General features: G+C 61.0%; 29 protein-coding genes and 1 pseudogene. 8 read left to right on the top strand and 22 right to left on the bottom strand.

The window, feature by feature from the left end; translation table 11 throughout:
- Window positions 1–54: 54 nt before the first annotated feature.
- The 13 genes from ACPQ6D_RS04345 to ACPQ6D_RS04285 form a co-directional block, all read right to left on the bottom strand.
- On the bottom strand, window positions 55–615 hold the full coding sequence (locus tag ACPQ6D_RS04345) for an isochorismatase family protein (protein ID WP_423223069.1): 561 nt from the start codon (window positions 613–615) through the stop codon (window positions 55–57).
- Between the two features lie 193 nt (window positions 616–808).
- A complete protein-coding gene (locus ACPQ6D_RS04340; RefSeq protein ID WP_423223068.1) occupies window positions 809–1093 on the bottom strand; it encodes a DUF1905 domain-containing protein in 285 nt (94 codons plus the stop codon).
- Between the two features lie 152 nt (window positions 1094–1245).
- A complete protein-coding gene (locus ACPQ6D_RS04335) occupies window positions 1246–1821 on the bottom strand; it encodes a dihydrofolate reductase family protein (RefSeq protein WP_423223067.1) in 576 nt (191 codons plus the stop codon).
- 60 nt (window positions 1822–1881) lie between these two features.
- Entirely contained in the window at window positions 1882–2586 is a 705-nt protein-coding gene (locus ACPQ6D_RS04330; RefSeq protein WP_423223066.1) for a GNAT family N-acetyltransferase, read from the bottom strand.
- A gap of 148 nt (window positions 2587–2734) precedes the next feature.
- Window positions 2735–3364, bottom strand: a complete 630-nt coding sequence (locus ACPQ6D_RS04325; protein ID WP_423223065.1) for a TMEM175 family protein — start codon at window positions 3362–3364, stop codon at window positions 2735–2737.
- Complete coding sequence (locus ACPQ6D_RS04320; protein WP_423223064.1) at window positions 3357–4073, bottom strand: CPBP family intramembrane glutamic endopeptidase; 717 nt, start codon at window positions 4071–4073, stop codon at window positions 3357–3359. Before ACPQ6D_RS04320 ends, ACPQ6D_RS04325 begins: the two co-directional genes overlap by 8 nt.
- A gap of 223 nt (window positions 4074–4296) precedes the next feature.
- Window positions 4297–4581, bottom strand: a complete 285-nt coding sequence (locus ACPQ6D_RS04315; protein WP_423223063.1) for a type II toxin-antitoxin system Phd/YefM family antitoxin — start codon at window positions 4579–4581, stop codon at window positions 4297–4299.
- A gap of 332 nt (window positions 4582–4913) precedes the next feature.
- Window positions 4914–5438 (bottom strand): DUF6398 domain-containing protein, encoded by a 525-nt coding sequence (locus ACPQ6D_RS04310; RefSeq protein WP_423223062.1) that lies wholly within the window; start codon window positions 5436–5438, stop codon window positions 4914–4916.
- A gap of 198 nt (window positions 5439–5636) precedes the next feature.
- The gene (locus tag ACPQ6D_RS04305) at window positions 5637–7094 is read right to left on the bottom strand and encodes a potassium/proton antiporter (protein WP_423223061.1); all 1458 of its coding nucleotides are present in this window, start codon (window positions 7092–7094) and stop codon (window positions 5637–5639) included.
- Window positions 7095–7353: 259 nt separating this feature from the next.
- Complete coding sequence (locus ACPQ6D_RS04300; protein ID WP_423223060.1) at window positions 7354–7626, bottom strand: type II toxin-antitoxin system MqsA family antitoxin; 273 nt, start codon at window positions 7624–7626, stop codon at window positions 7354–7356.
- A gap of 5 nt (window positions 7627–7631) precedes the next feature.
- Window positions 7632–7946, bottom strand: coding sequence for a hypothetical protein (locus ACPQ6D_RS04295; protein ID WP_423223059.1), 315 nt, complete (start codon window positions 7944–7946; stop codon window positions 7632–7634).
- Window positions 7947–8275: 329 nt separating this feature from the next.
- Complete coding sequence (locus tag ACPQ6D_RS04290; RefSeq protein WP_423223058.1) at window positions 8276–8848, bottom strand: shikimate kinase; 573 nt, start codon at window positions 8846–8848, stop codon at window positions 8276–8278.
- Between the two features lie 449 nt (window positions 8849–9297).
- The gene (locus tag ACPQ6D_RS04285; protein ID WP_423223158.1) at window positions 9298–9843 is read right to left on the bottom strand and encodes an IS91 family transposase; all 546 of its coding nucleotides are present in this window, start codon (window positions 9841–9843) and stop codon (window positions 9298–9300) included.
- 126 nt (window positions 9844–9969) lie between these two features.
- On the opposite strand from ACPQ6D_RS04285, the gene ACPQ6D_RS04280 reads away from it, so the two are divergent.
- On the top strand, window positions 9970–10344 hold the full coding sequence (locus ACPQ6D_RS04280) for a tyrosine-type recombinase/integrase (RefSeq protein WP_423223057.1): 375 nt from the start codon (window positions 9970–9972) through the stop codon (window positions 10342–10344).
- Between the two features lie 130 nt (window positions 10345–10474).
- Here the strand turns inward: ACPQ6D_RS04280 and ACPQ6D_RS04275 are convergent, their stop codons facing one another.
- From ACPQ6D_RS04275 to ACPQ6D_RS04260, 4 genes are all read right to left on the bottom strand, one after another.
- On the bottom strand, window positions 10475–11344 hold the full coding sequence (locus ACPQ6D_RS04275) for a DUF5996 family protein (RefSeq protein ID WP_423223056.1): 870 nt from the start codon (window positions 11342–11344) through the stop codon (window positions 10475–10477).
- 7 nt (window positions 11345–11351) lie between these two features.
- Window positions 11352–12068, bottom strand: a complete 717-nt coding sequence (locus tag ACPQ6D_RS04270) for an SDR family NAD(P)-dependent oxidoreductase (RefSeq protein ID WP_423223055.1) — start codon at window positions 12066–12068, stop codon at window positions 11352–11354.
- A 154-nt stretch (window positions 12069–12222) separates the two neighbouring features.
- Window positions 12223–12552, bottom strand: a complete 330-nt coding sequence (locus tag ACPQ6D_RS04265) for a TfoX/Sxy family protein (RefSeq protein ID WP_423223054.1) — start codon at window positions 12550–12552, stop codon at window positions 12223–12225.
- Window positions 12553–12562: 10 nt separating this feature from the next.
- Window positions 12563–13381 (bottom strand): VOC family protein, encoded by an 819-nt coding sequence (locus ACPQ6D_RS04260; RefSeq protein WP_423223053.1) that lies wholly within the window; start codon window positions 13379–13381, stop codon window positions 12563–12565.
- 168 nt (window positions 13382–13549) lie between these two features.
- On the opposite strand from ACPQ6D_RS04260, the gene ACPQ6D_RS04255 reads away from it, so the two are divergent.
- Window positions 13550–15094 (top strand): spermidine synthase, encoded by a 1545-nt coding sequence (locus ACPQ6D_RS04255; protein WP_423223052.1) that lies wholly within the window; start codon window positions 13550–13552, stop codon window positions 15092–15094.
- A 116-nt stretch (window positions 15095–15210) separates the two neighbouring features.
- Here the strand turns inward: ACPQ6D_RS04255 and ACPQ6D_RS04250 are convergent, their stop codons facing one another.
- Window positions 15211–15897, bottom strand: coding sequence for an N-acetylmuramoyl-L-alanine amidase (locus ACPQ6D_RS04250; RefSeq protein WP_423223051.1), 687 nt, complete (start codon window positions 15895–15897; stop codon window positions 15211–15213).
- Between the two features lie 260 nt (window positions 15898–16157).
- Here ACPQ6D_RS04250 and ACPQ6D_RS04245 point away from each other — a divergent pair.
- From ACPQ6D_RS04245 to rimO, 3 genes and pseudogenes are all read left to right on the top strand, one after another.
- Window positions 16158–16355: pseudogene (locus ACPQ6D_RS04245) on the top strand (helix-turn-helix domain-containing protein); the annotation flags it as partial.
- Between the two features lie 69 nt (window positions 16356–16424).
- Window positions 16425–17183: a DUF4115 domain-containing protein gene (locus ACPQ6D_RS04240; protein WP_423223157.1), complete on the top strand. Its 759-nt coding sequence runs from the start codon at window positions 16425–16427 to the stop codon at window positions 17181–17183.
- Window positions 17184–17205: 22 nt separating this feature from the next.
- Window positions 17206–18585 (top strand): 30S ribosomal protein S12 methylthiotransferase RimO, encoded by a 1380-nt coding sequence (gene rimO, locus ACPQ6D_RS04235; protein ID WP_423223050.1) that lies wholly within the window; start codon window positions 17206–17208, stop codon window positions 18583–18585.
- Between the two features lie 12 nt (window positions 18586–18597).
- On the opposite strand, the gene ACPQ6D_RS04230 is transcribed toward rimO, so the two are convergent.
- Window positions 18598–19065, bottom strand: coding sequence for a hypothetical protein (locus ACPQ6D_RS04230; RefSeq protein ID WP_423223049.1), 468 nt, complete (start codon window positions 19063–19065; stop codon window positions 18598–18600).
- Window position 19066: 1 nt separating this feature from the next.
- Window positions 19067–19447 (bottom strand): YkvA family protein, encoded by a 381-nt coding sequence (locus tag ACPQ6D_RS04225; protein ID WP_423223048.1) that lies wholly within the window; start codon window positions 19445–19447, stop codon window positions 19067–19069.
- A gap of 173 nt (window positions 19448–19620) precedes the next feature.
- Between ACPQ6D_RS04225 and ACPQ6D_RS04220 the strand changes: the two genes are divergently transcribed.
- The 3 genes from ACPQ6D_RS04220 to ACPQ6D_RS04210 are packed head-to-tail and all read left to right on the top strand — an operon-like array spanning window position 19621 to window position 23481.
- On the top strand, window positions 19621–21135 hold the full coding sequence (locus tag ACPQ6D_RS04220) for a hypothetical protein (protein WP_423223047.1): 1515 nt from the start codon (window positions 19621–19623) through the stop codon (window positions 21133–21135).
- A gap of 36 nt (window positions 21136–21171) precedes the next feature.
- Entirely contained in the window at window positions 21172–22155 is a 984-nt protein-coding gene (locus ACPQ6D_RS04215) for a CPBP family intramembrane glutamic endopeptidase (RefSeq protein ID WP_423223046.1), read from the top strand.
- Between the two features lie 6 nt (window positions 22156–22161).
- On the top strand, window positions 22162–23481 hold the full coding sequence (locus ACPQ6D_RS04210; protein ID WP_423223045.1) for a ribonuclease H-like domain-containing protein: 1320 nt from the start codon (window positions 22162–22164) through the stop codon (window positions 23479–23481).
- A gap of 239 nt (window positions 23482–23720) precedes the next feature.
- On the opposite strand, the gene rph is transcribed toward ACPQ6D_RS04210, so the two are convergent.
- Together rph and ACPQ6D_RS04200 are read right to left on the bottom strand one after the other, a co-directional pair.
- Window positions 23721–24440, bottom strand: a complete 720-nt coding sequence (gene rph / locus ACPQ6D_RS04205; protein ID WP_423223044.1) for a ribonuclease PH — start codon at window positions 24438–24440, stop codon at window positions 23721–23723.
- Window positions 24441–24503: 63 nt separating this feature from the next.
- Complete coding sequence (locus ACPQ6D_RS04200; RefSeq protein WP_423223043.1) at window positions 24504–25997, bottom strand: tRNA nucleotidyltransferase/poly(A) polymerase-related protein; 1494 nt, start codon at window positions 25995–25997, stop codon at window positions 24504–24506.
- Between the last annotated feature and the right edge of the window lie 55 nt (window positions 25998–26052).

Genomic DNA, 26052 nt, shown 5'->3' with positions numbered 1-26052 from the left:
GAATTCCTGTCTTTGCGTAACAGATCGGAGCGATTTGGGTCCGCGGGAGCGGAATTAGGCTGCGAAATCAATCTCCCCAGAAGATGCCGTACCGTTGGCGCGGCCTGGGTAGCTCAGCCACTTCATTGCGATATTCAGCTCACGGACAATGTCCGCCGCTTCGATTGTGGCGCCGTCCGCGAACTCCATCGTCTCCGTGGTATGAGCGTCTTGGATGAGCGTGAGATCGTAGCCTCGATCGAGAGCGCCATAGGCCGTCGCCCGAATACACCAGTTTGTGGCAGCGCCAGCCAGTACGATGTGAGTAGCGCCGAGCCGCGCCAGGGTTTCCTCCAATGGAGTTTGCTCGAATGACGAATTGAACTGCTTATAGATTCGAATCTCACCTTCTGCGGGTGACAATTCTGGCGCCAATTGCCAATCGGGGCTGCCATGGATCAGTTCATCATCGGCGTGCTGCACCCATATGACTGGGATTCCCTGGCGCCTTGCAGTTTCGACGGCGGCGGCCACATTCTTGATGATTCGGGGAGAATCCCAGGCGCTGCGCATGATTCCGACCTGGACATCTACGACCAGGAAAACCGTCTGGTTGCCTTCACGGATGGTTGCCATGTACAATCTCCATTCGATGCTCCATTTTCTTCTGTTAGGGCTGCCTAAATTGATACGTCTAGCGCCCTCGGCGTCACCCGCCTGCCGATTCGAACAGGGCAAGGCTAACAGAATCACATGTTTTGCCACATGATCGCTGCTGTTCCACGCCAAAGACGGTCAGGAGGCGCCGCTGTTAGGCAGTTCACTGATCTTAACAGACTTCGATCCGAATAGCAACATGATCACCCACGTCAAGATGCTCTGATTTTTGGACGCTCATTCGAATAGGCACAAGGTAGCGGCCATCTTTCGGAAAGAGAGAAGTCTTCCACTCAGTTTTGCCAATCTGCGCTCGAACTGGAATGACTCCCCAACCATAGGTCACCATGGATGAAATTGTTTTCAAGGCGCGGCTTGGCGCTTCCGGGATCGTGCAGAAAAGGAAAGGAGCTGGCCCGCGCCAATAGATGATGGTGCCTTCGAATTCGATAATCATGAATCCAGTATATCAGAATTCCAGCAACGAATCCAACTTGAATCGCGCTTTGGCGACTGCCGGTGCAAATCGTTTACTGTACTGCGTATGAGCTGCACTCAAACCCGCTGGAACGAGTCAAGCTTACGACCGACGTCGGCTCGATGCGCTCGTTAGGTGACGGCCACGGGTCGCGCTCGGTATCGAAGCAGAACCGCGCCCGAAGTGAACTGCCGGACCTCGCGTGTAGCGAGGTTGATGTGCTTATCAAGCGCGGCGAAGATTGGCGTCCCAGATGCGATGATGGCTGGCATCACGTAGAAACGGAACTCGTCAATGAGGCCGCCTTGCGCGAGTGACGTTGCCAGCACGGCTCCGCCGACGCTCATGGGCTTGCCCGGCTCTCGCTTGAGCCTGTCTACCTCTTCGATCGCGTCGCCAGCGAACAAGCGCGAGTTCCAGTGCACCTGATCGAGCGACTTGGAGAAGACGACCTTGGGCATTGCGCGCCAGATGCGAGCGTATTCCGCCACGTAGTCAGGTGCGTCAGGCTGCTCGTCAGCGGCCGGCCAGTACTGCGACATCAACTCATACATGCGCCGACCGTACAGATGCGTGTCGAACGACGCTTCGAGGTCGTTAAAGTGGCGGTGCAACTCCTGATCGGGCACAACCCAGGCGTTGTCGCCATCGTCAGCTCCGAGATACCCATCAACCAAGATCGAGGCGATGTAGACTACGTCTCTCATTTTTTCTCCTCACGGTGCACATCAGCGGCGGGGGCAAAGCCCGTTCGCTGCAACCGGTTTTCAGGTGGTGCTGCGAGCGAGAACCCAAAGCGTGTCCACCTCGACAAAGCCCAGGCGCCGAGCCAGGTTGTTCGATGCCGCGTTGCTTACCAGGGCGCCCCATACGGCGGTCTTTCCACTCTGCTTCATCAAGTGCATGAGAGACACGACGGCGGCGGCAGCATAGCCTCTACGACGATGGCTGGCGATGGTGTCAATGGATACATCCCAGAGGGCTTCCGTCTCCGATGCGACATAGGCAAAAGCGACTGGCAGCGCGCCGTCGAACGCCGCAACGATTGGTCGCCCGCTCCGCGCCACGTCTGACAGCTCATCCCATAGCTCAGTTGGCAAGTGCTGCAGCCGCGCCATCTCGTGGCGACCCATCTGGCGGCATGGATGCAACGGCAGCGGCGGCAATTGTGCTGGCGCCGAGAAGACCGCAGCGGGCTCTGCCTGAAAACCGCCAAGAATGGCGCGCACCTGCTCCATGTTCTCCGGGAACGCCAGGATCTGCGACACGCACTCGGCTGCTCGGACAACGCCTTCGGGGTTCGGTTCGCCGACGACTGAACCCAAGTCGTCGTCTGCATTCCAGATAACGAAGCCGCTCCGCGTCGCATTCTCAGCCACCATCGCCCGCGCGCTGGATAGGAGAGCACGCGTTTCCACCCATCGCGGCAGGTCTGGCAACAGCGCAAGATAGCGCTGCTTCAACTGATCCATGGTCTGTGTCACCCTGCCCCGCAGCCGATGGCCGCTGCGCTGCAGCCATTACCCCGGCAAACCAGGCATCGTCTGCGGCGCCAACACAAAACCGGCGGAAGACGGCTTTTCACGTGTGACTACCCATCAATCGCTGCTTGTCCACCGTTTAGCGCATAAACAACCAGGGAACTATCGCCAATGTCCACGAGAATTTTGCCAAATCAGCGTTGATAAAAGCCAACCCAATCGAGACTGCGAATATGGCGGCAAACAGCAGCGGGCCGAAGAACTCCCTGCGCCGTAGGCGCGACGCGATTTGTGGATCAATGAGGCGATTGCGATGTGATGCATACCACCAGAGCGCAGCAGAGAGAATGCCCATCACAACAATAATAACCGCATAGAAAACGGTGGCTGTGCGGTTTCCGTACTCACTGAGAACAGACGTGGGGAATGGAATGAAACCAATTGCCATGAGCAGGAGCAAATTCATCGCGATCAAGCGGCTGTCATAATGCTGAATATAGCGAAACTTACGATGATGGCTCATCCAGAAAGAGCCAACAACGAGAAAGCTAATCACATAGCCGAGGTATTTCGGCCCGATATCCAACAAAGCCCGAGCCAACTCAGTATCTGACAACGAGCCTTCAACAGATGGCAGGCGAATCTCTATCGCGAGCAGGGTGATCACGATGGCAAACACCGCATCACTGAAAAAGACCAGCCTTTCCAGGCCGAGGTGATCGGTCTGGATTGCGGCGGCGTGTTCAGCGTGTTTGTTCTTCTCATTCATGACCCTGCCCTCTCAACAGATAGATGCCATAGAGCATGAGCAGAGTGACCATGACAACGTCCAAAGGGATGGTGGGAAAATTGGAGTATTTCAATGCCAGGTCATGCAAGGCGTGGAGAATAACTGGAAACCAGATGGTGTTGGTCTTATGGCGAAAGGCTCCAAGTCCAATGCCGTGCACAAAGGCGCCGAGCATCTGCGCGAATACGATCGCTGGATTGCGACTGACTAAGTTGCCGATGTGAAACAGTCCAAACAAGAGTGCTGAAATGACAATACTGCGATTTACACCTGTTGGCTTGAGCGTGCGCATGACGACGCCGCGCATTAAGCCTTCTTCCATGAATCCCGTGAGGGCGTAGGCGACCGCAAGGTAGGCAAATGTACTCCAATCACTGGACTGGATGCCTCTCAGAAAGGGTAAGACCAACACAACCACGAACGGAAACCACATCAAGCGCGAATTGCGCCACTCTGAGGTTCCATTGAATCCAGCTTCTCTCCACCAACCAAGAATAGTCAGGTGTATTGCCACCACGATTGCCAGAGCAACAAGTCCAACGAAATCTGGATCGTAGCCAGGCAGTAATGACCTTGACGCAAATCGGAAAAGTACGGACATCAACAAGTAGAGCGCGGTAGTGACCAACGCGGCCAATATAGGCCTTCGACTATGGAACGTCATGATAGGGTTTGACTGAGTGTTCATAGATTTCTCCTTCTGTGCGTTGATTTGCAGTTCTCGTTGCTTGTTTGCCTCGGATCACCACGCACCGCATTCAGCGGTGAGTCAAGCCTGATCGCGCTGGTTAAGCTACAAATGCCGCATGGCGCGGCCTGACAGCCGGTGTAAGCTGCGGCTGCGCGTGCCCAACCCATCATCGCGCCATATCCATCGGCGCAGTCGTCAGCTGGAAACCGGTGTTAGTCGCTCATTCCTCTGCCTTGACTGTCTGCGACGTCATGTTGTGTTTCTCTCGCAGCTTCTCGATGCTGAGCCCTTGCCCGTCGCGCAGGCTGCTGCGCGCCTGGAGCACACGTTCCCGAAAGCGCGGGTCACGCAACAGCAGCTCCTCCCACCATGCTTCTGGATCCTCAAATCCGATCAAGATACCGGCTGGAATGCCGTGACGGGTAATGATAATGTCTTCCTTCTCGGCCATCCGCAAATAGCGCGAGAAGTCATCTTTCACTTGGTTCAAAGGAACCTGAATCATGCGGACCTTCTCTCATACTCGGCAAGCCACTTCCTGCCTCATTCTGCTCGCGCACACCAAGCACTTCGACCACACCGTGTTCGTGATGATAGAGCACATCGCAGAACGAATGAATTCATAAAATTCTGGCTATATTGTAGCCAGAATTTTACACGATGTCAAACCGGTGTCGTGCGTTGCCCAACGGCTGGCGGCAGCGGCAGCGGCGGGATTGGCGAGACCCCTATCATTTTCGTACCATTTCTGGCAAACGCGCGTGCGCGCCGAACGGCGGCTCCGCTGTTCGAAGGGAGCCAATACGCGGGCGCTTTTTGCGTTAAGGATGGCTCGAATTACTTGTTCCCACTTCGATCTGCTGGAATGTAAGGAATCAACCCTTTTTGATAGGCGATTTCTTGGACTTCGCGGGGCATATGGCGCACATCAACCATCAGGCCATTTACTTGTAGCATCCAAACAAGTGGATTCTCATCTATCCTGCTGGGCAAACACCAGTTTGGATCCATCTGATACATTTTGAACATGTCGCGGATTAGCTTGGCCTTGTTCGCACCGCTGCTCTGGTTTACGCTGAAAGCGGCGCATAACTCATCGGCTCGCATGTGAGGAGATTCTGATTTATCAAAAAGGAAATTGACGCTGCCAATCGCATAAAGGATGCCACAAGCCCATATTTCAGGACTACCGCGTACGATGGGAGAAGGGCGCTTGCGCGCCAATGCGGCGGCTAAACGTCTTGCGAGGGATGCATAGTCTTCATTCAAATGCTGAACGCAAACGGTATCAGTCAATTTGATGATGGCTTGGAAGAATGGCTCGACCGTTTTTGGTACAGATTCAGATTGTTGAACAGGCATCGTGAACCCAGACTCCTATTTCTTTTTACGCGAAGCACCCGAAAAAACCTCACCTGCGCCTGCGGCCAGACGACTTGCACGACCCACGATCCCCCGGCGTAGGCGTCAGGTGGACGTGTTTAGGCCCGCGTCCCAGCCATGCCCGTCCAACAAGGTCCGCTGCCCATGATGGCGAGGCCGGCTGACTGACCACTGAGCTTACACCAAAGCCAAGTGATGCTCTATCCTGACTTTGTCCAATGACTTCTCATCAGACAGCACCAGCAACGTATCGCCGCCTTGTAGAACGGTCCCCCCGCTGGGTAACAAAAAGTCATTATCCCTGGCGATGAGGACGACCAGGAAGTCGTTGGGAAGTCCCAATTCGACGATGGCTTTTCCAACGATGCTCGAATCAAGCGGTATGGGCAATTCCTTGAGCTCGCTTTTCAACCCATCCATAGGTGTAAATTCGATAGGGTACACTCGCTTGGGTATTGCTGGCGCATCAACTTTCAGCCATCTGGCAATAAGGGGTATTGATGTTCCCTGCAATAACACAGAAGTCAGCACGACGAAAAATACCACATTGAAAATCAAGTTGGCTTGTTGAAGCCCGGCAAGCAAAGGAAAAGTTGCCAATATGATGGGAGCTGCACCACGCAAGCCTACCCAAGATATGAAGGTTTTTTCTCGCCAGTTCAGTGCGCTTGGCATTAGCCCCATGAAAATACTGATGGGGCGGGCCACAAACATCAACCAACCGGCGATAAGCAAGCCAACGCCTATGATCGGAACCAACCGTGAAGGGAAAACAAGCAAGCCCAAGGTCAAAAACATAGCAATTTGCATTATCCAGGCCAAACCGTCGTGAAAACGCAGAAGGCTTCTCTTGTGGATGAAATCATGATTCCCCAGAACAATGCCAGCCAGATATACAGCCAAGAAACCATTGCCGCCAACCACATTGGTCAATCCAAAGGCAAGAAACACTAACGATAGAGTCAGGACGGGGTAGAGGCCTTCATAACCTAACTTCAGGCCATTGACTAGAAACAAAATTGCCCTTCCCGCGCCATATCCCAGGGCTGCTCCAACCAGCATTTGCTGAATGAATAACCCAACGAGGCTTAATAGCGGCAAATCTGGCCGTGTTATCAACTGGATAAGACCGACTGTCAGGAATATCGCCATAGGGTCATTGCTGCCTGACTCCAGTTCGAGCAATGGCTTAAGCGTGCCCTTGAGGTTGATACCCTTGGAGCGCAAGACCGAGAACACCGCCGCCGCATCTGTGGATGAGACTATAGAACCAAGCAGGAGGCCTTCGATGAGCGAGAGACCGAGAAGGCTACTGGTAAAAAGACCAACCGCTAACGCAGTAACGAAAACCCCGAAAGTGGAGAGGAGCAGACCTTCTTTGATAACTGAACGAACGAGTTTCCATTCGGTGCTGAGTCCGCCAGAAAACAGAATCAGCACCAATGCGTTTACGCCGATAAATTGCGCTATCGCGGGATCATCGAAATAGACGCCGCCAGGACCGTCAGACCCTGCCAGCATTCCCAAAATGAGGAAAAGCAAGAGGGCAGGAACGCCGAAGCGGTCAGAGATTTTGCTAACAAGAACGCTTATGAGCAATAAAACGGAAGCGCCAATCAATACATATTCATTCATTAGGAGTCAAAGTATGAGTGTATGATAGTTGTGCAAGGGGCGGGCTAACGTACAGCGTCACCTGCGCCTGCGGCCAGATTACTTCCGCGACCCACGATCCCCCCGCCGCAGGCGTCAGGTGGACGTGGTGTTAGGCCCCGCCCTGGTGACCAGCCCCACCCCAACGCGAACGCCGCCCATGACGGCGAACCGTGCTGTGACCACCCGCGGCATAACCGTAGCCCTGTCGTGAGGCTCCACCCGAGGTATGACGAAAGCGTCAGCCCGCGGGCATGCCGTGGGCTGACGCGTGCGTACGCGCCGTTTTCGGCGTACGCGCCTTCGACGGCCGTTTGGCGAAGGCTGGCGAGGCAGCTTGAATCTGACCCAACGCCTCACGGTCAAAGACGCGTTCGCCACACACGGGACACTCGTAGAAGGTCAGCGCGGGCACGACATAGGTCTGGCCGCGGTATGCGCCTGTCCAATCACGGCAAACTTGTTTGATTTGGTCGCTGCCACACGTTGGGCAGCGCGTAATGTTCAGTTTCATGGGCTTCACAAGGCTTTCTTGGAGGAGATCAGAAAATAGTACCGCTCGATACCCGCTTCCTCAACCAACTTGCCTTTGCTGTAGATCATCAAACCATCGAGATTAGTGCTTTGAATGATGTGCAAGTACTCGACGCGTTGCTGCCGCCAGGGGCTTTGCGAGCGGAGCGTCTTGTAGATGGCGACGGCATTCAGAATGGATTCGGCGATGTCCAACTCCGTCAGGCCATCGGCCTCCATTTCGAGGAGCGCTTTTTCGCTGAAGGCATAGTTGCCAGACAGCACCGCACGTTTGATCCGACGGAGAATATCGCTGCTCATGAATGACACACCATACTTCTGCACCTCACGGCTAACGGCGCTTTGGCACAGCACCGCGTGATGGTGTCATTGTATCACAGTTTGGAGGAAAACGAAGCGTCGCGTGTTGACTTTGACGGCAAGTCGTGCGTCTTCCTGGTGGTTGACTCGCGTTGTTGGATGGGCTGCCTAACGGCCAGCGTAAGTGGCGGTGGGGTGGACAGGTAGTCTGCCTGGTTAGAATTCTACACCCGGCGCAGGGATCGCCAAATCGCGCCCGAATCCCCACCGTCCACTTCACGCCGTGTTAGGCGCTTAAATTCGGTGGCCTGTAGAATAACTGAGGTCCGTTATGCCAGACCTTGCACAATTTCATCACAAATATTTTTAGGCGTTTTGTATTTGGTGTAGATGGCTCGTTTTGCCAATCGATGATTCGAAGGATGCTCAATAAAGTATTTGTTCAACTCGAATAATTCATTGGTAAACTCTCTCCCCGCTGCGGTCAGCGTCAGTGTTAGTCGGTTATTCAGGATTTCCAATGACTCGTCTGCGCTCGGCGATGGGAGAAGCAGTATCACATTGGGGTAGGGCGCGAGCGTATTTTCAACTCGAGCGAAGAGATCTTTGTCATCGTATACGGAGTTGCTGGCCCCAAAATCAATGACGCCATCATGATTTGCCAAGACCTGCTCGACCATTTGGGCTTCAAAAGGCTTGCTGTAGCGTAAGACGCCCTGGAGGCCCTGAGAGGAAGCAGCAATCTGTGAGGCTAAAATGTCATCATAACCAACTTTCTGATAATAAGCCTTGCGAACAGTATCAATCGAACAGAAGTGCAAACCCAATTTTTCTGCCAACAATTGGCCCACAGTGGTTTTGCCAGCGCCAATCGGGCCAATAAGGATAATAGTCGGGTTCATCTCAAATATCCGAAATTTCTATGGCGCCTAACAACGGAATATGGGTTATGCGGTGGCAAGTCAGACAGCAGCGCATTTCCCGTAACGGTCGAGCCGCCGCATAACCCGGCGCCAGCGCTGTTCTGGCGCCACTTGAACTGAGCCGTCCGGAAAACGTGGGATATGGAATTTGAGAGCCGACTTGCGTGCCTATCCTGTGCACAACGAAGCGGCAAACACGCCTGACATGATTTTACACCACGGCGAGAGAAATATCAAGTCCTTTTTTTGGCAACTTTGACAATCTGCCGGGGCCGGTTGCGAGCACCAGCAGCCTACGTGTCGGATTCGGCGAGTGCACAGGTGCGCCTGATGGGCGCGTCAAACACAAGGCGCCCGCGCAGGCGCTCGCACAGACAGTCCACCACATTCATCAACGCTGCGTTTGCACTATATCAAGCCCTGTAGGATTACGGTGAGGAGCTCTGCGCGGGCCTGGCGCTTGCTGGCACGGGCAGAACAGGTCGCTGGGCGGTTGGGCGGATGCTCTGCACAACCTGCATGGGCTGACCGCAGCGCGGACAAAGCACGGAATGGTCTTGGGTTATCTGCTCCGTGCTTTGTTCTGAAGTCGCTGACGGCAACCCTGGCTGAGCCTGCGCCCCCAACAGCGCCTGCACCTGCCGCAACCGATGGCGATTCCCTGGCGCCAGGAGACCGTAGTAGCGCACTTTCACGAAGCCCTTGGGCAGAACGTGCTGCAGGAAACGTCGAATGAACTCCTCAGCCGTTACGGTGCTGATGCGCCGGCGCCCCGTGTCACCTTCCCGATACGTGAACGTCACCTTGCCATCCTCCACGTTGACAATGCGCTTATTGCTCAGCGCCACACGGAAGATGTATGGCGCCAGATACTTGAGCGCCGTCTGCCCTCGTCCCACCGAACGGCAGTCCACCACCCAGTCTTGACGCCAAGCCGCCGGCGGAACCGACTGTGCCAATGAAGGCTGAGACAGTTGAACGGTCGAAATTAGTGTACAATTCAGACAGGGGGGAGTTGTACATGTCAGACGAAAAGATCAATCAGGCCAGTCATGACGACCTGCGTGTAAGCACAGGAGTGAGCACTCCGAAGCCGGAGGTTGTACCAAAGGCCGAGCGGCGGCGGTTCAACGCAGAATCAAGCGCTCAGCGCCCTGCTCTTTCTCTATCGCCATGTCCTGCAGCAACCGCTAGACCTGAGCGTTGATGCCGTCCGCGCCAGGAAGCCTGAGCATCTGCCCACCGTCCTCTCCAAAGACGAAGTCCGCCGCATACTGGACAAAATGTCTGGCGTACAAAGGCTAATGGCGCAACTTCTCTACGGCACCGGCATGCGCGTGTCAGAATGCGTTGAGCTACGCGTCAAAGACATTACTGTCCAGGAACTACTCGGCCACAAGGACGTGAAAACCACGATGATCTATACCCACGTCCTCAACAAAGGCCCGCTCGGCGTTCGCAGTCCCCTCGACTGAACACCGGCAAGCACGGTCCATGGCTCTATCGCTGTCGTCAGTTTACACCCAACCCCTTGCTTCTGTCAAACGATATTTCCGTGCAGCCGCCAAACCCCAACGCCAAGGCGCCGTTTCACCCCCGCGCGCCTCACGCGCCATCGCCTCCAATCAAGGGCCGCAGCGCGTCGAAGATGGCTGCGCAGCTCGCTTCGACGAAACCCTCGGCATCGGCCTGCGCGGCGATCACCGCGTACGGCATGACCACACCTGTCCACCCCGCCGTGTGCCAGGCCGCGCCCGCAGGTAGGCGCGGCGGATCGAAGCGCGGCGGATAAGGATAGGCATAGGCGTACAAGTACGGCGCCTCGATCCCAGGACTGTAAGGCGCAAAACCGAAGTTGAGATGCGGCTGCCATTCATCGGCCTGGCCGCCGGGAAACCAGAGCATAGAGAGGTCGAAATGCTCAGCCCACATGACCAGCGGCGTCATGAGACCAGACAGGCGTGCGCGGAAGCGTGCCAGGGCCGTAAACAGGCTGTAAACAATTACCGCATAATCGGCCGCGGCCTGGGGCGCGACGACCAGCGGCGCGGCGTCGAGCAGCGTCTCGAGCGCAGGCGTCTTGCGTCGTCCGCGCGTGGCCAACGCCGCCAGCACAGCCTGACTGACATCCTCGCCGGCCGGCAGCACGTCAGCCAGGTCAGCCGTGCGCAGCGCGCCAAAAAACGCGGTGAACAGACTGGCCTGGCTGTGGCCCCGCAGCGGAAACGTTTGCGCATCGCCCTGGGCCGGTGTGTAGACCAGCGCCGGCTGCGCAAAATCGAGCGCGGCCTGCCCGCCGCGTGGAAGCCGTGCCGCGGCCAGCCCCGTCGGCGTGACGTTCAACGCCAGCTCCAGGTAATTGGGCAGCGGTTCTCGCGCCAGCCGATGCACCGTCGCCAGGACGCGCGCCGCCCGGTGCAGGCTGGTCAGCGTCTCTCGCCAGTTCGCTTGCGTTTGCAAAAATGGCATCGTCATGAACGGCTCAACTCCTTCCATAGACAGGAATCGCGGCGCCGCTCACCGCGCGCGCCGCGCTGGAAGCCAGGAAAAGGATCACATCGGCAATGGCCTGCGGCGCGACCCAGCGGCTAAAGTCCGCGCTTGGCGAGGCCTGGCGATTGTCCGCGGTGTCAATCGTGCCGGGTAAGATGCAGTTAACCGTGATGCCGGCATCCTTCAACTCAGCAGCCATGCTTTCCACCAGGCGCACAACCGCACTCTTGGACGCGCTGTACGCGGCCGCATTGGCGCCGCCGGCCAGCGCCGCGCGCGCCGAGGTGTGAATGATGCGGCCGCTGCCCTGCGCCAGCATCAGAGGAATCACCGCCTGGCTGGTGACGAAGACCGAACGCGCATTGAGGTTGAGCATATCGCTCCACACGTCCAACGGCGTCAGGTGTACGGGCGCGCCGGCCTTATAGCCGCCGACCGTGTTGGCCAGCACATCCAGGCGGCCAAAGCGGCGCTTGATCTCCTCCACCAGCGCGGCCATGTCGGCCGGCTGCGTTACGTCCACGCCATCGGCCAGAAAATGATCGCCCGACTGCGCCAGGGCCGGGAACTGCCCTGCCAGTCGCCCCACGCTACGATCGGGCACAATTAGCTGTGCACCGGCCGCCCAAAAAGCCCGCACCGCGGCGCTGCCCAGGTTGCCGCTGCCGCCAGTGACCAGGACAACCTGGTCGGTGAAATCGAACATTGAAACCTCCGTGTTTGAAGGGTGAAGACGGAATTCAGTCCAGGCCACCCCATGAAACGTTACACCATCGGGAAAGAACCCCAACAAAAACCCTCTCAAAATCTGCCGTGATCTTGAGAGGGTTTCTCGCGCCAGCAACGATGGTGCGGTGGTTCTATTTGGGCGGCAACGACTGGGCGAACGTAATGCCTTGCGCAATCCACGCCGCCAGCGCGTCATCGGACGCATAACCCGCCGGTCCCACCATAATCCAGCCCTTCATTGGCCGGCCGGTAATATCGAAGACCCGCACGTCCGGCTGCGCCAGCGCGTCGGCGGCCTGCAGCGGACCAACACGCACGATGAGGTCTTGCCCATACGCCCCAACTGCCATGTTGCCGTGGAGGATGAAGCCAACTCCGCCGAACATCGCTTTCTCGAATAGACCCGGCGTCGGCCCCAGGTGTGCGCGCATGCGCCTCACCAAGTCCTGATTCACAGCCATCAGCAGCTCCTTAGTTTACGCTGGTTTCGGCCCCCGGCGGCGCATCCACGTAGGCAGGGTCAATCTGCATAACATTGAACACGCCGCCATGTGGGTCCTGCAGCACGGCAAAGTGGCCCATGGCCCCGGCCGGCGTCGGCGGCACGACCACCCGCCCGCCCAACGTCTGCGCCGCGGCGACTATGGCCGCGAGGTCAGAAACCATGAAGTAGAGCGCCCAGTTGGGTGGCACGTTGCCCCAGTTTTCGTCCATTTTCATCATACCGGCTTGCTGGCGCCCGTTCTGCGCAAAGACAGTGTAGCCGGTCTCATCGGTCGTGTCTGTCCAGCCAAACACGTGCGCATAGAACGCCGTGGCCTGCGCGGGGTTGCGCGTCTGCAGCTCGGTCCACACCAGCGTGTTTGGCATGTTCACGAGCTGTGAACCGGTGTGATCGCGCGGCTGCCAAATGCCAATCATCGCGCCGGTCGGGTCTTGCGCCAGCATCATGCGCCCCTGGGTCATCACATCCATCGGCGGCATCATCACCACGCCGCCGGCCTCCGCCACGCGGGCCGCGGCGGCGTCCACATCGCTGCTCTTGATGTAGGCGGTCCAGAAGGCCGGTATTCCTTGGGCCTGCATTTCTGGCCTCATCGGGCCGAGGCCAGCCACACTATAGCCGTCCATCATCAGCATCGTGTACATCATGGACCCCATCCCGGTTGGCCGGTCTTCGGTTTGCCAGCCAAAAAGACCGGCGTAAAACGCCTTGGCGCCCTGCTGGTCGGGCGTCGTCAGGTCAATCCAACAGAATATCCCGTCCGGGTACTCAGTGACAACGTACATGTGTGTGCTCCTTTGCTTTCACAAAACGTGGGTTTGGCAACGCGGCGGTTGCAGCGCGGCATGGTGCACAATGATACCACAAATAGAACGTTTGGTCTAATTGGAGGACGCCCTTCTCCTCTGGCCGCGGTTTTACACGCCTGCCAAATCCAGGTACAATGCGGCTTGATGACACCATCCACGCGTTTCCTCAACCTGCTGGTTTTTACGGCCGGCCTCGTCACCCTGGGCGTTGAGCTGGCCGGCGCGCGGCTGCTCGACCCCTGGTTTGGCAATTCGCTGATCGTGTGGGCCAATCTGATCGGCCTGATCCTGCTCTACCTGGCGGCCGGCGCCTGGCTTGGGGGGCGGTTGGCTGATCGCTCCCCGCACGCGGAAACCCTCTTCCGTTTGACAGCCTGGGGCGCCGGCGCCGTAGGCTTGATCCCTGTGGTCAGCCGCCCGCTGTTGGCGCTGGCTGCCGCCGGATTCGCCGCCTACGACGTGGCGCTGCTGCTCGGTTCCTTCCTCGGCGTCCTGGCTCTTTTCGCCGTCCCGGTGACCTTGCTCGGCTGCGTGACCCCGTTCGCCGTGCGCCTGTCCCTGGCTGACGTGCAGCACAGCGGCCAGACCGCCGGCCGCCTCTCAGCCCTCGCCACCCTGGGCAGCATCAGCGGCACCTTTGGGGCTGTGCTCGTGCTGATTCCGAACCTCGGCACGCGACGCACCTTCTTAGCGCTGAGTTTGCTGCTGCTCGGCCTGGCGATCGCGGGGCTTTGGCAGGCCAGGCATCGCCCGCCCTGGGCCTACGTCAGCCTGTGGCTGCTGATTTTGGCGCTGGCGCTGCAAAATCCCGGCGCCATCAAGCCGCAGGCCAATCTTCTCTATGAAACCGAGTCAGCCTACAACTATATCCAGGTGCTGCAGGGCCGCGGCGAGGTGCTCCTGAAATTGAACGAAGGCCAGGGGATTCATTCAGTCTTCCGTCCTGCCGCGCAGGGCCTGGCCGATGGCATCTGGGACTACTTCCTGCTGGCGCCTTTCTTCAGCCCAGCGCCGCGGCCGCCAGAGGCAGTGCAGCGCATGGCGCTGATCGGCCTGGCCGGCGGCACCATCTCCAGCCTGTACACGCAGGTCTACGGGCCGCTGCCGATAGATGGCGTGGAGCTTGACCCGGCCGTGATTGCTGTGGGGCGGCGCTGGTTTGGCATGAACCAGCCCAACCTGCACGCGGTGGCCCAAGATGGCCGCTATTTTCTGGAACACAGCGCCGCACGCTACGATGTGATCGCCGTAGACGCCTACCGTCCGCCCTACATTCCTTTCCATCTGACAACTGTGGAGTTCTTCACGACCGTCCGCAGCCATCTGACCCCCAGGGGTGTCGTTGCCATCAATGTCGCGCGCGCGGCCGGCGATGATCGCCTGGTGAGCGCGCTGACCAACACGCTGCTGGCCGTCTTCCCCAGCGTGCTGGTCATTGATGAGCCAGACAACGGCGCGCTGCTGGGGAACAGCCTGGTCATCGCCAGCCAACAGCCAGCCACGCTGACCGATTGGGAGAGCAACACCGCGCGCCTGACGCATCCTCTCCTGATTGAGATGGTGCGGCGCGCGCAGGGACGCGTGCGCCTGGCGCATGCCTCGGCGGTCTCCCCCTGGCGCGATGATCTGGCGCCTGTGGAACAGATGGTGCATGGCCTGATCCTGCGCGTTTTGCTGGCGCAGCCCTAACGGAGATTCGGTCGGATTGAAACCGCGACGGCTCTTGCTGCGTTATAGCTTCACGACATCAGACACGCGCGCGCGAGTGCGCCAGGAATTGGGTGCGCGGGCAGGCGCCATGGCCGCTAATCTGCCAGAAAGCAGAGGATGCCTTCGCTGACGCCCCAGGCCAGGCGATCCTGGCGCGTGGTCAGGACCTGGCGGTCGCCGCCGATGAAGCCAAGCTCCAGGATCACCGCGGGTGTCGCGGGATCAATCTGGTTGAAAGCGTAGTATTGCGTCATATCGTGGCTGATGGAGTTGAGGTGCTGGGACAGGCCGCTTTTTTCGCCGTACGCGCGATAAAGGCAGCGCAGGAACTTATCTTCCAGCAGCGGTTGGGTGCTGCGGTCGGAGCGAGCCGCTTTGTAGCCGCTGGCGTCAATGCAGGAGTCGGCATGAAGTGAGATCAGGGCATCGGCCCGGTAGCCGTGCAGGCGCGCATCTTTTTCCGCCAGCACTTCCACCGTGGCGCCTGCTTGCGTGAGCCGTTCGGCCAGCAAACGCGCCACGGCCTGGGTAATTTGGGTTTCCTGCAAGCCGTCTTCGCACACGGCGCCAGAATCGTAACCCATGTGGCCGGCGATGATGCCGACCGTCTTGCCGCTGACCGCGCGCACTGGGCGCTGGCGCGGGACACGCGCGGCGTCGTCCCAGGGCCATGCGAACCCATCGGCGCTGCCGTGCCAGGAAAGCCAGGTGGACAGCGCCAACACCAGGAACATGAGGAGCAGCATGGTGCGCTCAAGGCGCTTGACAGTAGATCGGCGCACGGATCAACCTCGGCCCAGAATGAAAACAAACGGCTCTGGATTCCTATCTCGGCAGTGCACACTATCTTAATGGTAAGATCTCATTTCGGCAAGCGCGTCATCACGGCCTGGCGCGGTTATCTGGGGAAACCCGGGCCGCGGGGCATTTGACAAACCTATGGGGGCCGGGTATAGTCACGGTACGGTCGCACTTTGCGTCAAGACGCGAGGACATGTGAGGTTATGCGCGCAGAAGAACAAGGACGAAGGAAGACACTGGGATGATCGAACTGGGCCAGTGGCTCCGCGAAGCTCGCGAAGCCAAGGGATTAAGTCTATCCCAAGTCGAAGAGGCCACACGCATTCGGCAAAAATACATCGCGGCCCTGGAATCGGGCTCGCAGGAAGATCTGCCCGGTGATGTACCCACGCGTGGCTTCCTCCGCAACTATGCCGTCTACCTGGGGCTGAATGCCGAAGACGCCATTCAGCGCCTCGGCCAACCCCAAAGCCAGGCGGCCCAAATTGCCAAGGCCGCCGAACAAACAATGGGCCCGCGCGCGGTGGACTATCGCCCCATCGAGTTCGACCTGCACAACCAGTCGCCGCTGAATGTGCGCTGGCTGAGCATCGGTCTGATCATCGGCATTGCGCTGGTGGCGGTGGCGCTGGGCGCCTGGGCATGGCGCGCCAACCCGCAGCTGATCACTGGCCTCTTTGCCCCACCTGCCACGGCAACTCCAACCAGCACCGCCACCGCCGCAGCGAACACGGTTTCTGCTACGCCCACCACCGGCATTTTTCGCATTACGGCCACGCCCACGCAGAGCATTTTCCTGCTGCCGACGCCTACTCCCACGCCGCTGCCGGCGTCTACGGAGGCGCCCAGCGCAACGCCGACGCCGGTCGCCTCTGAAATGGCCGTGGTCGCGCGTGCGGTGCAGCGCGCCTGGATACGTGTGACCAGCGATGGGCAGGTTGTCCTGGAAAAAGTGCTGGAAGTCGGCAACGAGGAGCGCTGGACCGCGCTGAACTCACTGATTCTGCGCACAGGCAACGCGGGCGGGATTGAAGTCACCGTCAACGGTGAAGCGCAGGGGACGCTCGGCGCTCTCGGCGTCATCGAAGAGTGCAGTTGGACTTTGGCCAATGGTCTGGTGACGCGGGTGTGCGGCAGCGACAAGAACAAGACGGGAACCCCCACCGTGCTCCCGCCAACCGCAGCCTCGCTGACCACGACGCCCCCCGCTCCCACGAACACCCCAAGCCGTGGCCCGACCCCAACCGTCACGGGCAGTGATTTTTGATACAAATTTGAGGGCAACAACCTTGTCTCGATCGCACCGACCGCAGCCCGCGTCTCGCGGGCTGACTTATTATTTGCTGACGCTCGGCTGCCCCAAGAACCAGGTGGACAGCGAAGGCATGGCGATGTTGATGCTGCAGCGCGGCTTCGGCTCGACGGCTGAGCCAGAGGAGGCCGATGTGTTGATTGTCAATACCTGCGGCTTTCTCGAAGCAGCCAAAGAGGAATCTATCGCCACCCTGCGCCACCTGGGCAAGCACAAGCGTCACGACCAGGTGTTGATCGCGGCGGGCTGCCTGGCGCAGCGCAACGGCGAGGAGATCGTGCGTCGAGTGCCACGCGTGGACGGACTTCTCGGCACGCGGCGTTGGATGGAAATCGTGCAGATGGTGGAGACGCTGCGCGGCGGTCGTGCGCGCCGCGGCCAGGGGCGCTACGAGTTAATCGGCGATCCTGAAATCCCGCAGCCCGACGCGACGCCGCGGCCCGGCGTCGTGGCCGGCAGCGCCTATCTCAAGATATCCGATGGCTGCAATGCCCCGTGCGCCTTCTGCTCCATTCCCACCTTCAAGGGTAAGCTGCGCAGCCGTCCCTTCGAAGGCATCGTCAACGAAGCGCAGTCCCTGGTGGCAAGCGGCGCCCAAGAATTGATCATCATTGCCCAGGATTCCACTGACTATGGCCGCGACCGCGGCGAACCCAATCGCCTGCCTGCGCTGATGAGCGCCATCTGCGAGCGCGCGCCAGGCCTGCGTTGGCTGCGCTTGATGTACGCCTACCCCGGACACGTCAGCGATGAGCTGATCGAAGTGATGGCCAGCCAACGCCAGATTGTGCCCTACCTGGACATGCCATTGCAGCACGGCCATCCTGATACCCTCAGCCGGATGCGCCGCCCCAGCAGCACGGCCTGGGTGACGAAGACGGTGGGCAAGCTGCGCAGCGCCCTGCCCGATCTGGCCCTGCGGTCCACCTTCATCGTCGGTTTTCCCGGCGAGACTGAAGCCGAATTTCAGGGTTTGCTGGACTTTGTGCGTGAGGTGCAGTTCGACAAGCTTGGCGCCTTCACCTTTAGCGCGGAGCCAGGCACGCCGGCCTTTGCCATGCCAAACCAGGCGCCAGCGGAAGTCAAAGAGGAGCGGCGACAGCGCCTGCTGGAAGCCCAACAGCCCATCTCTCTCGCGCGCAACCAGGCGCAGGTGGGGCGTGTCTTGGACGTGCTGATCGAAGGATTCGACAACGGCTACAGCGTGGGGCGCAGCTACCGCGACGCGCCCGAAGTGGATGGACTGGCGCTCGTGCCCGGCGCGCACCGGGTTGGCGCCATGCTGCCCGTGCGTATCAACAGCGCACTGGAGTACGACCTGGTCGGCGAGGCGGTCAGCGAGCTGGCGCTCAGTTAAGGCTGCAGTCGCTCAGTCGCCCAGCAGCCTCGCCCATAATCCCTTTGATCGTTCAACCGGCGCCGCCCGCGCCGCGGTCAACGTGCGCACCTGCGCCTGCAGACGCTGCACCTGCTCCAGCAGCGTGTTGACCGCGGCCTCGGCCGCCTGCAGACGCGCCTCAGCGCCTTCGCGTCGCGCCTCGTCACGACGTCGTAGTTCTGTCAAGTCCCGTTCCAGCGACAACATGCGGTCGCGCAGGCGCTGGTTTTCCGCCTTCAGGTTGAAGTTATCCTGAACCACCACGCCGATCAGGTCACGGTTGGCTTGCTGGCCGTTCAAAATGGCGCGCTGCGCGTCGGCCAGGCTGCGCAGACTGGCCGCAACAGCCATGACCGCGGCTTCTGGCTCCGCGGCCAGAATGCTCATATCCTCAGCGTCCGTGGCGGGCGCTGCTGGCAGATCGGTCGACAGGCCGGCGTCGGCAGTCAGATCGCTCATGCTACTTGTCCACCACGCGGTAGGTGCCATCCACGACACGGCCCGTGGCCCCGGCGCCGCTGCCTGGCGCACTGGCAGATTCGCCCGGCGCTGCGCGGCCAGCGGGCGTCTCGCCCCGGTGGAACGCGACCACGTCCGGCGGCGCCAGCATGACGAACAACCGTACCGCGAGCAGGACAATGGCCAGATCATCCAACTGCCCAAGGACCGGCAGGACATCGGGTATCAGGTCAATGGGAAAAATGACATAGGCGAGAGCCATCAAAGGCAGGAGCAATTTCGTGGAGGCCGGCACGCGCGCATCCAGGAGTAGTTTCCATACAAGATTCAATTGCTTGAGCAGCTCGGCCAGCAGGCCGCCGCGATCGTTGGTCTGATTCATGTTGATTCCTCACGGCATCATTGATCTGCTATAATACCCCTCTGGTTCGTTCTATTGTAATGCCAATGGCCGCATTTGCCAAGCAACCTGGCATACAAAATAGGCCGATGCCGGGCGATTGAACAGAACACAAAGACTGCGTGGCGACAACAAGGACGCATGACAGCCGATAGATGCTAACCCTGGCCCAAACCTTCACCGATTATCCGCCGCCGCTCCTGCGCGCAATTGCCAACGTGCGCGGGGTGGACCTGTCGGCGACGACGCCATCTGCGCTGGCCGTTGAGCTGAGCGCAGCCTTGGCTGATCCCGGTTCAATCGTGGATGCCGTGGAACAGCTGCCAGACGCTGCGCGCGCGATGCTGTCTGCGCTTGTGACCGCGGGCGGCGCGATGACTGCGCCCGCGTTTGCGCGCCTGGCCGGCGATGTGCGCCAGGGTGGGCCATCCTGGCTGGCGCGTGAACAACCGTGGACCGCGCCCCTCAATCCGGCCGAGGTGCTTTGGTATCGAGGCTTGATTGGCCGCGCCTTTGCCACGGTGGAGGGCGAGACCGGCGACTTCATTTTCGTGCCAAGCGACGTGCTGCCGTGGCTGCCCGCGGCGCCCGCTGCGATTGCGGCGCAGCTTCAACTGCCGGCGGCGCCCGCGCCAAGCATCGTGCATCTCAGCAGCTACCGGCTGGCGCTGGATGCTGGCACCTTGCTGGCGTTTGTACAAAACAGCGAGGTGATCCTATCTCCAGACGGACGTTGGCAGGCCGCTGAACTGGCGGCCGTCAACCAGCAGTTGCTGGCGCCCGAGCACGAGGCTGCACTCGCAGGCGCGGAGATCGGGGCAGGCAGCGATCGGCTCAGCTTCCTGCTCGACTTGGGACGCGAGCTGGGCTGGTGGCGTGCGGCCGGCGGACGCCTGCGCCTGCTGGCTGCCCCCGTGCGCAGTTGGCTGCAATTGCCTGCGCCCGAACAGGCTCATGCCCTCTGGCAGGCGTGGCTGCAATCTACCGAATGGGACGACCTGCGCCGCGTGCCTGAGCTGCGCTGTGAGGGCAGCGGCTGGCGCAACGATCCAGTTGCCACGCGGCGGCGTCTGCTCGCTGATCTGGCTGCTGTGCGTCCTGGCGAATGGCATCGAGCCGAGGATTTGGCGGCTGCCCTACACCGTCATGACCCCGATTTTCAACGCAGCGATGGCATCTACACCACCTGGTACATCCGCCGCGTGGATGAGCCGGGCTACCTGCTTGGATTCGATCATTGGAATGACGTCGAAGGCGCGCTGCTGCGTTTCCTGGTTGGCGGCCCGCTGCACTGGCTCGGCGCCGTGGACATCGGCCCGCGCGGCGGCGCGCACCAATCAGCCGACAGCCTGCGCATCACGAGCCAGGGCGCGGCCTGGATTCGCCAACAACCGCTGACCCAGGCGCCGCCGCCGCCCGCGCCGATTCGCGTGGAGGCCGATTTCAGCGTCTCCGTGCCGCATAGCGCGCCGGCGTTCGATCGCTTTCGAGTGGCGCGCTTCACGCAGTGGGAAGCCAGCCAGCCTGATTTCCGCTATCGTATCACGCAGACCGCGCTGCGACGCGCAGCCGCAGCCGGCGTCGCCGGCCACCGTGTGTTGGCCTTTCTGCGTTATGTCACACAAGGTCGCCTGCCAGGCAACGTGGTGCGGGCGCTGGAGAAACTCTAGAGCTATCTCCGCCAGAACTGGGGGTTCTGACATCGTATGGTTTTTCTACAGTTTGTTCCTTTCATCGTGCTCCTGTTGGCCGCGAACCTGGCGGTGCGCGCCAGCAGTTGGCGCGTCGTCACAACCATTCTGCTCACGCTGTTCAACATGGCCTTGATCTTTTTGGGCGCCTTCTTCTTGATCATCCCGGCCTTGCTGGCTTCCCAGCCAACCAATCCCCTCAACCAAATGCCGTTCCGACCAGATTGGGCCGGGGTGAGCCTATGGATGATGGCGACCGGCGTTGTCGCCTTCCTCCCGTTGATCCCGGCCGTGCGTCGCGGCCTGGCGCGGCTGCTGCCCCTTGACCCCGCCTCCCCCGTGCACATGACTGCGCTCGCGTTTGCGGTTTACCTGCTCGGCTCTGTGCCAATCCAATTAGCCATGCTGGGGGGCAATCTGGATTCAATCGCCAACATGGGCAGCGTGTTAGGCCTGTCAGAGCTGTGGCAGCAGGGCGCGGCTTTCATCATCATGGGACTTTTCGGCGTCGGCCTCTGGCTACGCCGTTCCACCGACGAGGTAACAGACCGCCTGGGACTGCACATGCCGAGCGGACGGCAGTGGGGCCTGGTGATTGGCTTGACCATCGTCTTCGTCCTGCTCGATCAAGGCGTCGCCTGGGCCTGGGCAAACTTCGACCCCGTCAGTTTCGAGCGCATCGGCAAGGTCTCCAACGCGCTCTTTGGTGGCTTGATCTCCCCCTTGGGTGCGCTCACCATCGGGTTATCGGCGGGCCTGGGTGAAGAACTGGTCTTTCGCGGCGCGCTGCAGCCGCGCTTCGGGCTGCTCTTCACCTCGTTCCTCTTTGCCGTCATCCATGTCCAATATGGACTCAGCCCGGCCGTCTTCGAGGTCTTCCTGCTCGGCCTCGTCTTGGGCGTCATCCGCCAGCGCGGCAACCTGACGATGGCGATTGCCCTGCACACGCTCTACAACGCATCCCTGGTGGCGCTCACCTTGATCTTCCCCGGCAGCTAACGTCATATGAACGCAGACTTGCAGGCGCAGTTGGATCGCATCAGCGACAAACTAGGCATCAGCCGCGGCGTGTCTCATCTCACACCGCGCGCCGAACCGCGTGCGGCCGCGTCCGATCACGGCGTGGAAAACCTGGTGCCAGGCCGTGTCGTGGAAACGCCGCACGGGCCGTGCTTTGTGCGCGAGGTGGTCTACCCCGGCGAAACGCTGCGCAGTCGCTATCCGTTGGCCGCCTGCCTCGGTCAACCGGTGGAGACGCTGGCTGCTCTCTATCCCGAAGCAAACCTGGAGGACTTCGATTTCGCCCGCGCGGCGTTCCTGGACACGGAAACCAGCGGGCTTAGCGGCGGCGCCGGCGCGTATGCCTTCATGATTGGCGTCGGCGCCTTCGAATCGCCTGCCGCGGCCGCGCACAGCGAGGGAGTCAGCGCCGCGGCTCCATCCTTCATCGTGCGCCAATTTTTCATGCGCAGTGAGCGCGAGGAGCGGGCGGTGCTGCACGCGCTGGCCGACGTGCTCGATGCTGCCACCAGCCTCGTTTCTTTCAACGGCCGCGCCTTCGATTTGCCGCTGTTGACCAATCGCTTCATCATGCACCGCCAGACCCCACGGCTGACGACCGCGCCGCACCTCGATCTGCTCCATCCGGCGCGCCGCGTGTGGCGCCAGCGCCTGCCGTCGTGCGCGCTGAGCAGCCTGGAGACGCAGGTGCTCGGCCTGCGCCGGGATCAGGCCGACGTGCCAGGCTGGTTGATCCCGTCGCTCTACTTCCAGTACCTGCAAACGGGCAACGCACAGGACCTGGTGGGCGTCTTCTACCACAACCTGGAAGACATCCTCTCCATGGTCACGCTGGCCTCCACGCTGACCCGTCTGCTGGCCGATCCGTGGGCCGGCGAGACAATCCACGCGCTGGACATGGCGGCGCTGGGGTGGACCTACGACCAGGCCGGTCGCGCGCCGGAGGCCGAGCGCGCGTATCGCGACGCGCTGTCGCACCCGCTGCCGGACGACGTGCGGCTGCAAACCTTCAGCCGGCTCGGCCAGCTGCTCAAACGCTTGGAGCGCCTGCCAGAGGCTGCAGAAACATGGCAGGATTGGATCACGCATGTCAAACGCGGCGCCAGCGCGAAAGACCTGGAGCCGTTTGTGGAACTGGCGAAGTACCATGAGTGGCATGGCAGCGATTGCGCGGCCGCGCTGATGTGGACGCGTTGGGCAGAGCATGAGGCGGCCGCCTGGCCGCGCACGTCGGCGCGGCGCGAAGCATTGGCCGCCTTGCAGCATCGGCGTGAGCGGCTGGAGCGCAAGCTGCAAGGATCGTAACCTGCGCAGCCGGCCATGAGGTCTATGAGCAGGACGCAGATGCACGCAGAACAACGCAGATGAGACCAAAATAGGACCTCAGCGCCCGCGGCAATATACGTCGCCGGGGCCGCATCTGTTATCCAACAACACAGCGGAATCTGCGTGCGCAGCCTGCGTTCATCTGCGCCCTCTCCATGTCTCTAAACGTTTACGAACCTGCCATGTCCGATATCAGCGGCGTTGTCGGGCGCCGGCCCTCATCCGGTTCGCAGCACGTCCGCCTGCGCGGCCAACAGTTGGCTGATCCCGGCCGCGCCCAGGTCAAGCAGGCGGTCCAGCGCGTCGCGGTCGAAGGCGCGGCGTTCGGCCGTCCCCTGCACTTCGATGAACTGCCCCAGGCCATTGAGCACCAGGTTGAAATCCACCTCGGCCTTGACATCCTCGTCGTAACACAGATCAAGCAGAGCCTCGCCGTTGACCACGCCGACGCTCACCGCGGCCACCGCGGGCAGCAGCACGGCCGCGGGCGCCTTGCCGGCCGCGATCAATTGGCGCACAACCAGAGCCAGGGCCACGTAACCGCCCGTGATGGCGGCCGTGCGCGTACCGCCGTCGGCCTGAATCACATCACAGTCCACGATGATCTGGCGGCGGCCGAGCAGGCTCAGATTGACGGCGGCGCGCAGACTGCGGCCCAGCAAGCGGCTGATCTCCTGCGTGCGGCCGCGCGGGGTTGTCTCACGGGGATTGCGCGTGTGCGTGCTGCGCGGCAGCATCGCATACTCCGCCGTCACCCAGCCGCGCGGCGTCGCGGCCTGTTCCAGCCAGGCCGGCAGCTTCTCCTCTTCCAGGGTGGCATTGCAGAGCACCATCGTGTTGCCCTGCGTGACCAACACCGAGCCTTCGGCGTAGCGCGTGAAGCCCAACTCAATCTTGAACGGGCGCAGCGCATCGTAAGCGCGACCATCAACACGCATAAAACCTCGCTTCTGTCTATTGGAGCGCCTTCAACATTTCCTTGTTACGGCGCAGGATTTCGTTCACAACGCCGCGCTCGTGCGCACGAAATCCCAGGCCTCGGCTTCGGTGGTGATGACGCCGGCCGCCTGTTCCTCCTGCAGCTGCGCCAGCAGCGCGCCGATCTGCGGCCCCGGCGCGAGGCCTAGGCCCGCGAGCAGTTGGCGGCCGTCAAGCAGTGGCTGCGGCCGCACCTGCTCGGCGTAATGCGCAAAAAAGGCGGTTAGCAGCGCGTGCACCACGTCGCGACGCGCCTGCCAGCGTTCTGGAACCAGGTCGGCGCCCCACGCCGCCAGGTGATCGGCCAGCGAAAGGAGTGCAACCTCCACACCCACCGGGTGCGCGGCCTGGAAATAGTGATACACCTGGCGGCGATCCGGCCGCCCGGCCGTCAACGCGGCCAACGCGCCCGCGCGGCGATGCTCGCTGCAGGTGCGCGCCGCCAGGTGGCTGGCCTCAGCGCTGAAGGCCAGGCGCTTCAGCAGCAAACCCGCCAGGCGGCCGCTCTGCGCCTCATGGCCGCGGAAGGTAATCGCGCCATCCGCCTCCGCCTGACGCGTGGCCGGCTTGCCGATGTCGTGCAGGAGCGCTGACCAGACAAGCAACCCGGCCCGGCTGTGGCCTTGATCCACAGTCTGCCCCAGGTAAGCGCCTAACGCCTGATCAAAGGGCGCCAGCAGGGCTGCGAGCTGGGCTTCTGCCAGCGACGTGGATCGAGCCAGCGCCGCCCCGGCCAGCAGCGTCTGCGTCCAGCGCGCCACTTCAAGCGTGTGCGCGTAGACATCCAGCCGGTGCGGCGGCGCCTGCGTGACCCCCTGCAGCGCCTTGATTTCGGGCAGCACCACCGCCAGCGCGCCCATGTCATCCAGTTGGCGCAGCGCGAGATCGGCCCGTGACGATACGAAAGCCCGATTGAGCTCCTCACGCACGCGCTCGGCCGCGACCTGATCGAGCGCAGGGGCGTGGCGGCGCGCCAACGCCAGGCTGAACGCATCCCACGTAAGGTCGAACGCCAGCGCCAGGCGCACGCCGCGCAAGATGCGCAGCGGATCGTCGCGGAATGAGTGCTCACTGGCTACACGAAGAATGCGTCGCCGCAGATCTTCCAACCCGCCGGTCACGTCAATCACGCCCGCCGCGGGCGCCTGGATATCCAGAGCCAACGCGTTGAGCGTAAAATCGCGCAGGCCCAGGTCGGCGGCCAGCGTGGGGCCGCGCAGCGCGGCCACATCCACGTAGGTCTGACTGCCATCAGGCTCAGTCAGCACCGCGCGGCCGACATCGCGCGCGGCATCGAGTGGGAAGAAGGCCGCGCCCAACGCGTCGGCAAGGCGTTTTGCCAGGCGCAAGGCGTCGCCTGGCACCGCCAGGTCCAGGTCGTGCGCTGGCCGGCGCAGCAGCACATCACGCACCGTGCCGCCCACGACCCAGCCGGTCACGCGCTGCGCCTGCAGCCAGGCAATCGCCTGCTGCGCGCGAGGGCTGAAGGAAGCGCTCAAATCAATGGTGTCAAACATCGCCTGCCTCGGCATGATGAAAAAGCCCGGTCTCGACTCGAAACCGGGTTTCTGG

It is taken from the genome of Candidatus Amarolinea aalborgensis, from assembly GCF_900491745.1.
Taxonomy (GTDB): Bacteria; Chloroflexota; Anaerolineae; order SSC4; family Amarolineaceae; genus Amarolinea; species Amarolinea aalborgensis.
This window is presented reverse-complemented; position numbering and strand designations above follow the sequence as displayed.

Bases quoted from the DNA above. Each gene is read 5' to 3' on its own strand.
- ACPQ6D_RS04300 (WP_423223060.1), bottom strand. From the start codon at position 7,626: ATGAAACTGAACATTACGCGCTGCCCAACGTGTGGCAGCGACCAAATC.
- ACPQ6D_RS04260 (WP_423223053.1), bottom strand. From the start codon at position 13,381: ATGTACGTTGTCACTGAGTACCCGGACGGGATATTCTGTTGGATTGAC.
- ACPQ6D_RS04295 (WP_423223059.1), bottom strand. From the start codon at position 7,946: ATGAGCAGCGATATTCTCCGTCGGATCAAACGTGCGGTGCTGTCTGGC.
- ACPQ6D_RS04210 (WP_423223045.1), top strand. From the start codon at position 22,162: ATGAACGCAGACTTGCAGGCGCAGTTGGATCGCATCAGCGACAAACTA.
- ACPQ6D_RS04315 (WP_423223063.1), bottom strand. From the start codon at position 4,581: ATGATTCAGGTTCCTTTGAACCAAGTGAAAGATGACTTCTCGCGCTAT.
- ACPQ6D_RS04215 (WP_423223046.1), top strand. From the start codon at position 21,172: ATGGTTTTTCTACAGTTTGTTCCTTTCATCGTGCTCCTGTTGGCCGCG.
- ACPQ6D_RS04230 (WP_423223049.1), bottom strand. From the start codon at position 19,065: ATGAGCGATCTGACTGCCGACGCCGGCCTGTCGACCGATCTGCCAGCA.
- ACPQ6D_RS04265 (WP_423223054.1), bottom strand. From the start codon at position 12,552: ATGGCTGTGAATCAGGACTTGGTGAGGCGCATGCGCGCACACCTGGGG.
- ACPQ6D_RS04200 (WP_423223043.1), bottom strand. From the start codon at position 25,997: ATGTTTGACACCATTGATTTGAGCGCTTCCTTCAGCCCTCGCGCGCAG.
- ACPQ6D_RS04240 (WP_423223157.1), top strand. From the start codon at position 16,425: ATGGGCCCGCGCGCGGTGGACTATCGCCCCATCGAGTTCGACCTGCAC.
- ACPQ6D_RS04335 (WP_423223067.1), bottom strand. From the start codon at position 1,821: ATGAGAGACGTAGTCTACATCGCCTCGATCTTGGTTGATGGGTATCTC.
- rph (WP_423223044.1), bottom strand. From the start codon at position 24,440: ATGCGTGTTGATGGTCGCGCTTACGATGCGCTGCGCCCGTTCAAGATT.
- ACPQ6D_RS04310 (WP_423223062.1), bottom strand. From the start codon at position 5,438: ATGCCTGTTCAACAATCTGAATCTGTACCAAAAACGGTCGAGCCATTC.
- ACPQ6D_RS04290 (WP_423223058.1), bottom strand. From the start codon at position 8,848: ATGAACCCGACTATTATCCTTATTGGCCCGATTGGCGCTGGCAAAACC.
- ACPQ6D_RS04270 (WP_423223055.1), bottom strand. From the start codon at position 12,068: ATGTTCGATTTCACCGACCAGGTTGTCCTGGTCACTGGCGGCAGCGGC.
- ACPQ6D_RS04340 (WP_423223068.1), bottom strand. From the start codon at position 1,093: ATGATTATCGAATTCGAAGGCACCATCATCTATTGGCGCGGGCCAGCT.
- ACPQ6D_RS04275 (WP_423223056.1), bottom strand. From the start codon at position 11,344: ATGACGATGCCATTTTTGCAAACGCAAGCGAACTGGCGAGAGACGCTG.
- ACPQ6D_RS04325 (WP_423223065.1), bottom strand. From the start codon at position 3,364: ATGAATGAGAAGAACAAACACGCTGAACACGCCGCCGCAATCCAGACC.
- ACPQ6D_RS04305 (WP_423223061.1), bottom strand. From the start codon at position 7,094: ATGAATGAATATGTATTGATTGGCGCTTCCGTTTTATTGCTCATAAGC.
- ACPQ6D_RS04330 (WP_423223066.1), bottom strand. From the start codon at position 2,586: ATGGATCAGTTGAAGCAGCGCTATCTTGCGCTGTTGCCAGACCTGCCG.
- ACPQ6D_RS04255 (WP_423223052.1), top strand. From the start codon at position 13,550: ATGACACCATCCACGCGTTTCCTCAACCTGCTGGTTTTTACGGCCGGC.
- ACPQ6D_RS04320 (WP_423223064.1), bottom strand. From the start codon at position 4,073: ATGAACACTCAGTCAAACCCTATCATGACGTTCCATAGTCGAAGGCCT.
- ACPQ6D_RS04345 (WP_423223069.1), bottom strand. From the start codon at position 615: ATGGCAACCATCCGTGAAGGCAACCAGACGGTTTTCCTGGTCGTAGAT.
- ACPQ6D_RS04220 (WP_423223047.1), top strand. From the start codon at position 19,621: ATGCTAACCCTGGCCCAAACCTTCACCGATTATCCGCCGCCGCTCCTG.
- ACPQ6D_RS04225 (WP_423223048.1), bottom strand. From the start codon at position 19,447: ATGAATCAGACCAACGATCGCGGCGGCCTGCTGGCCGAGCTGCTCAAG.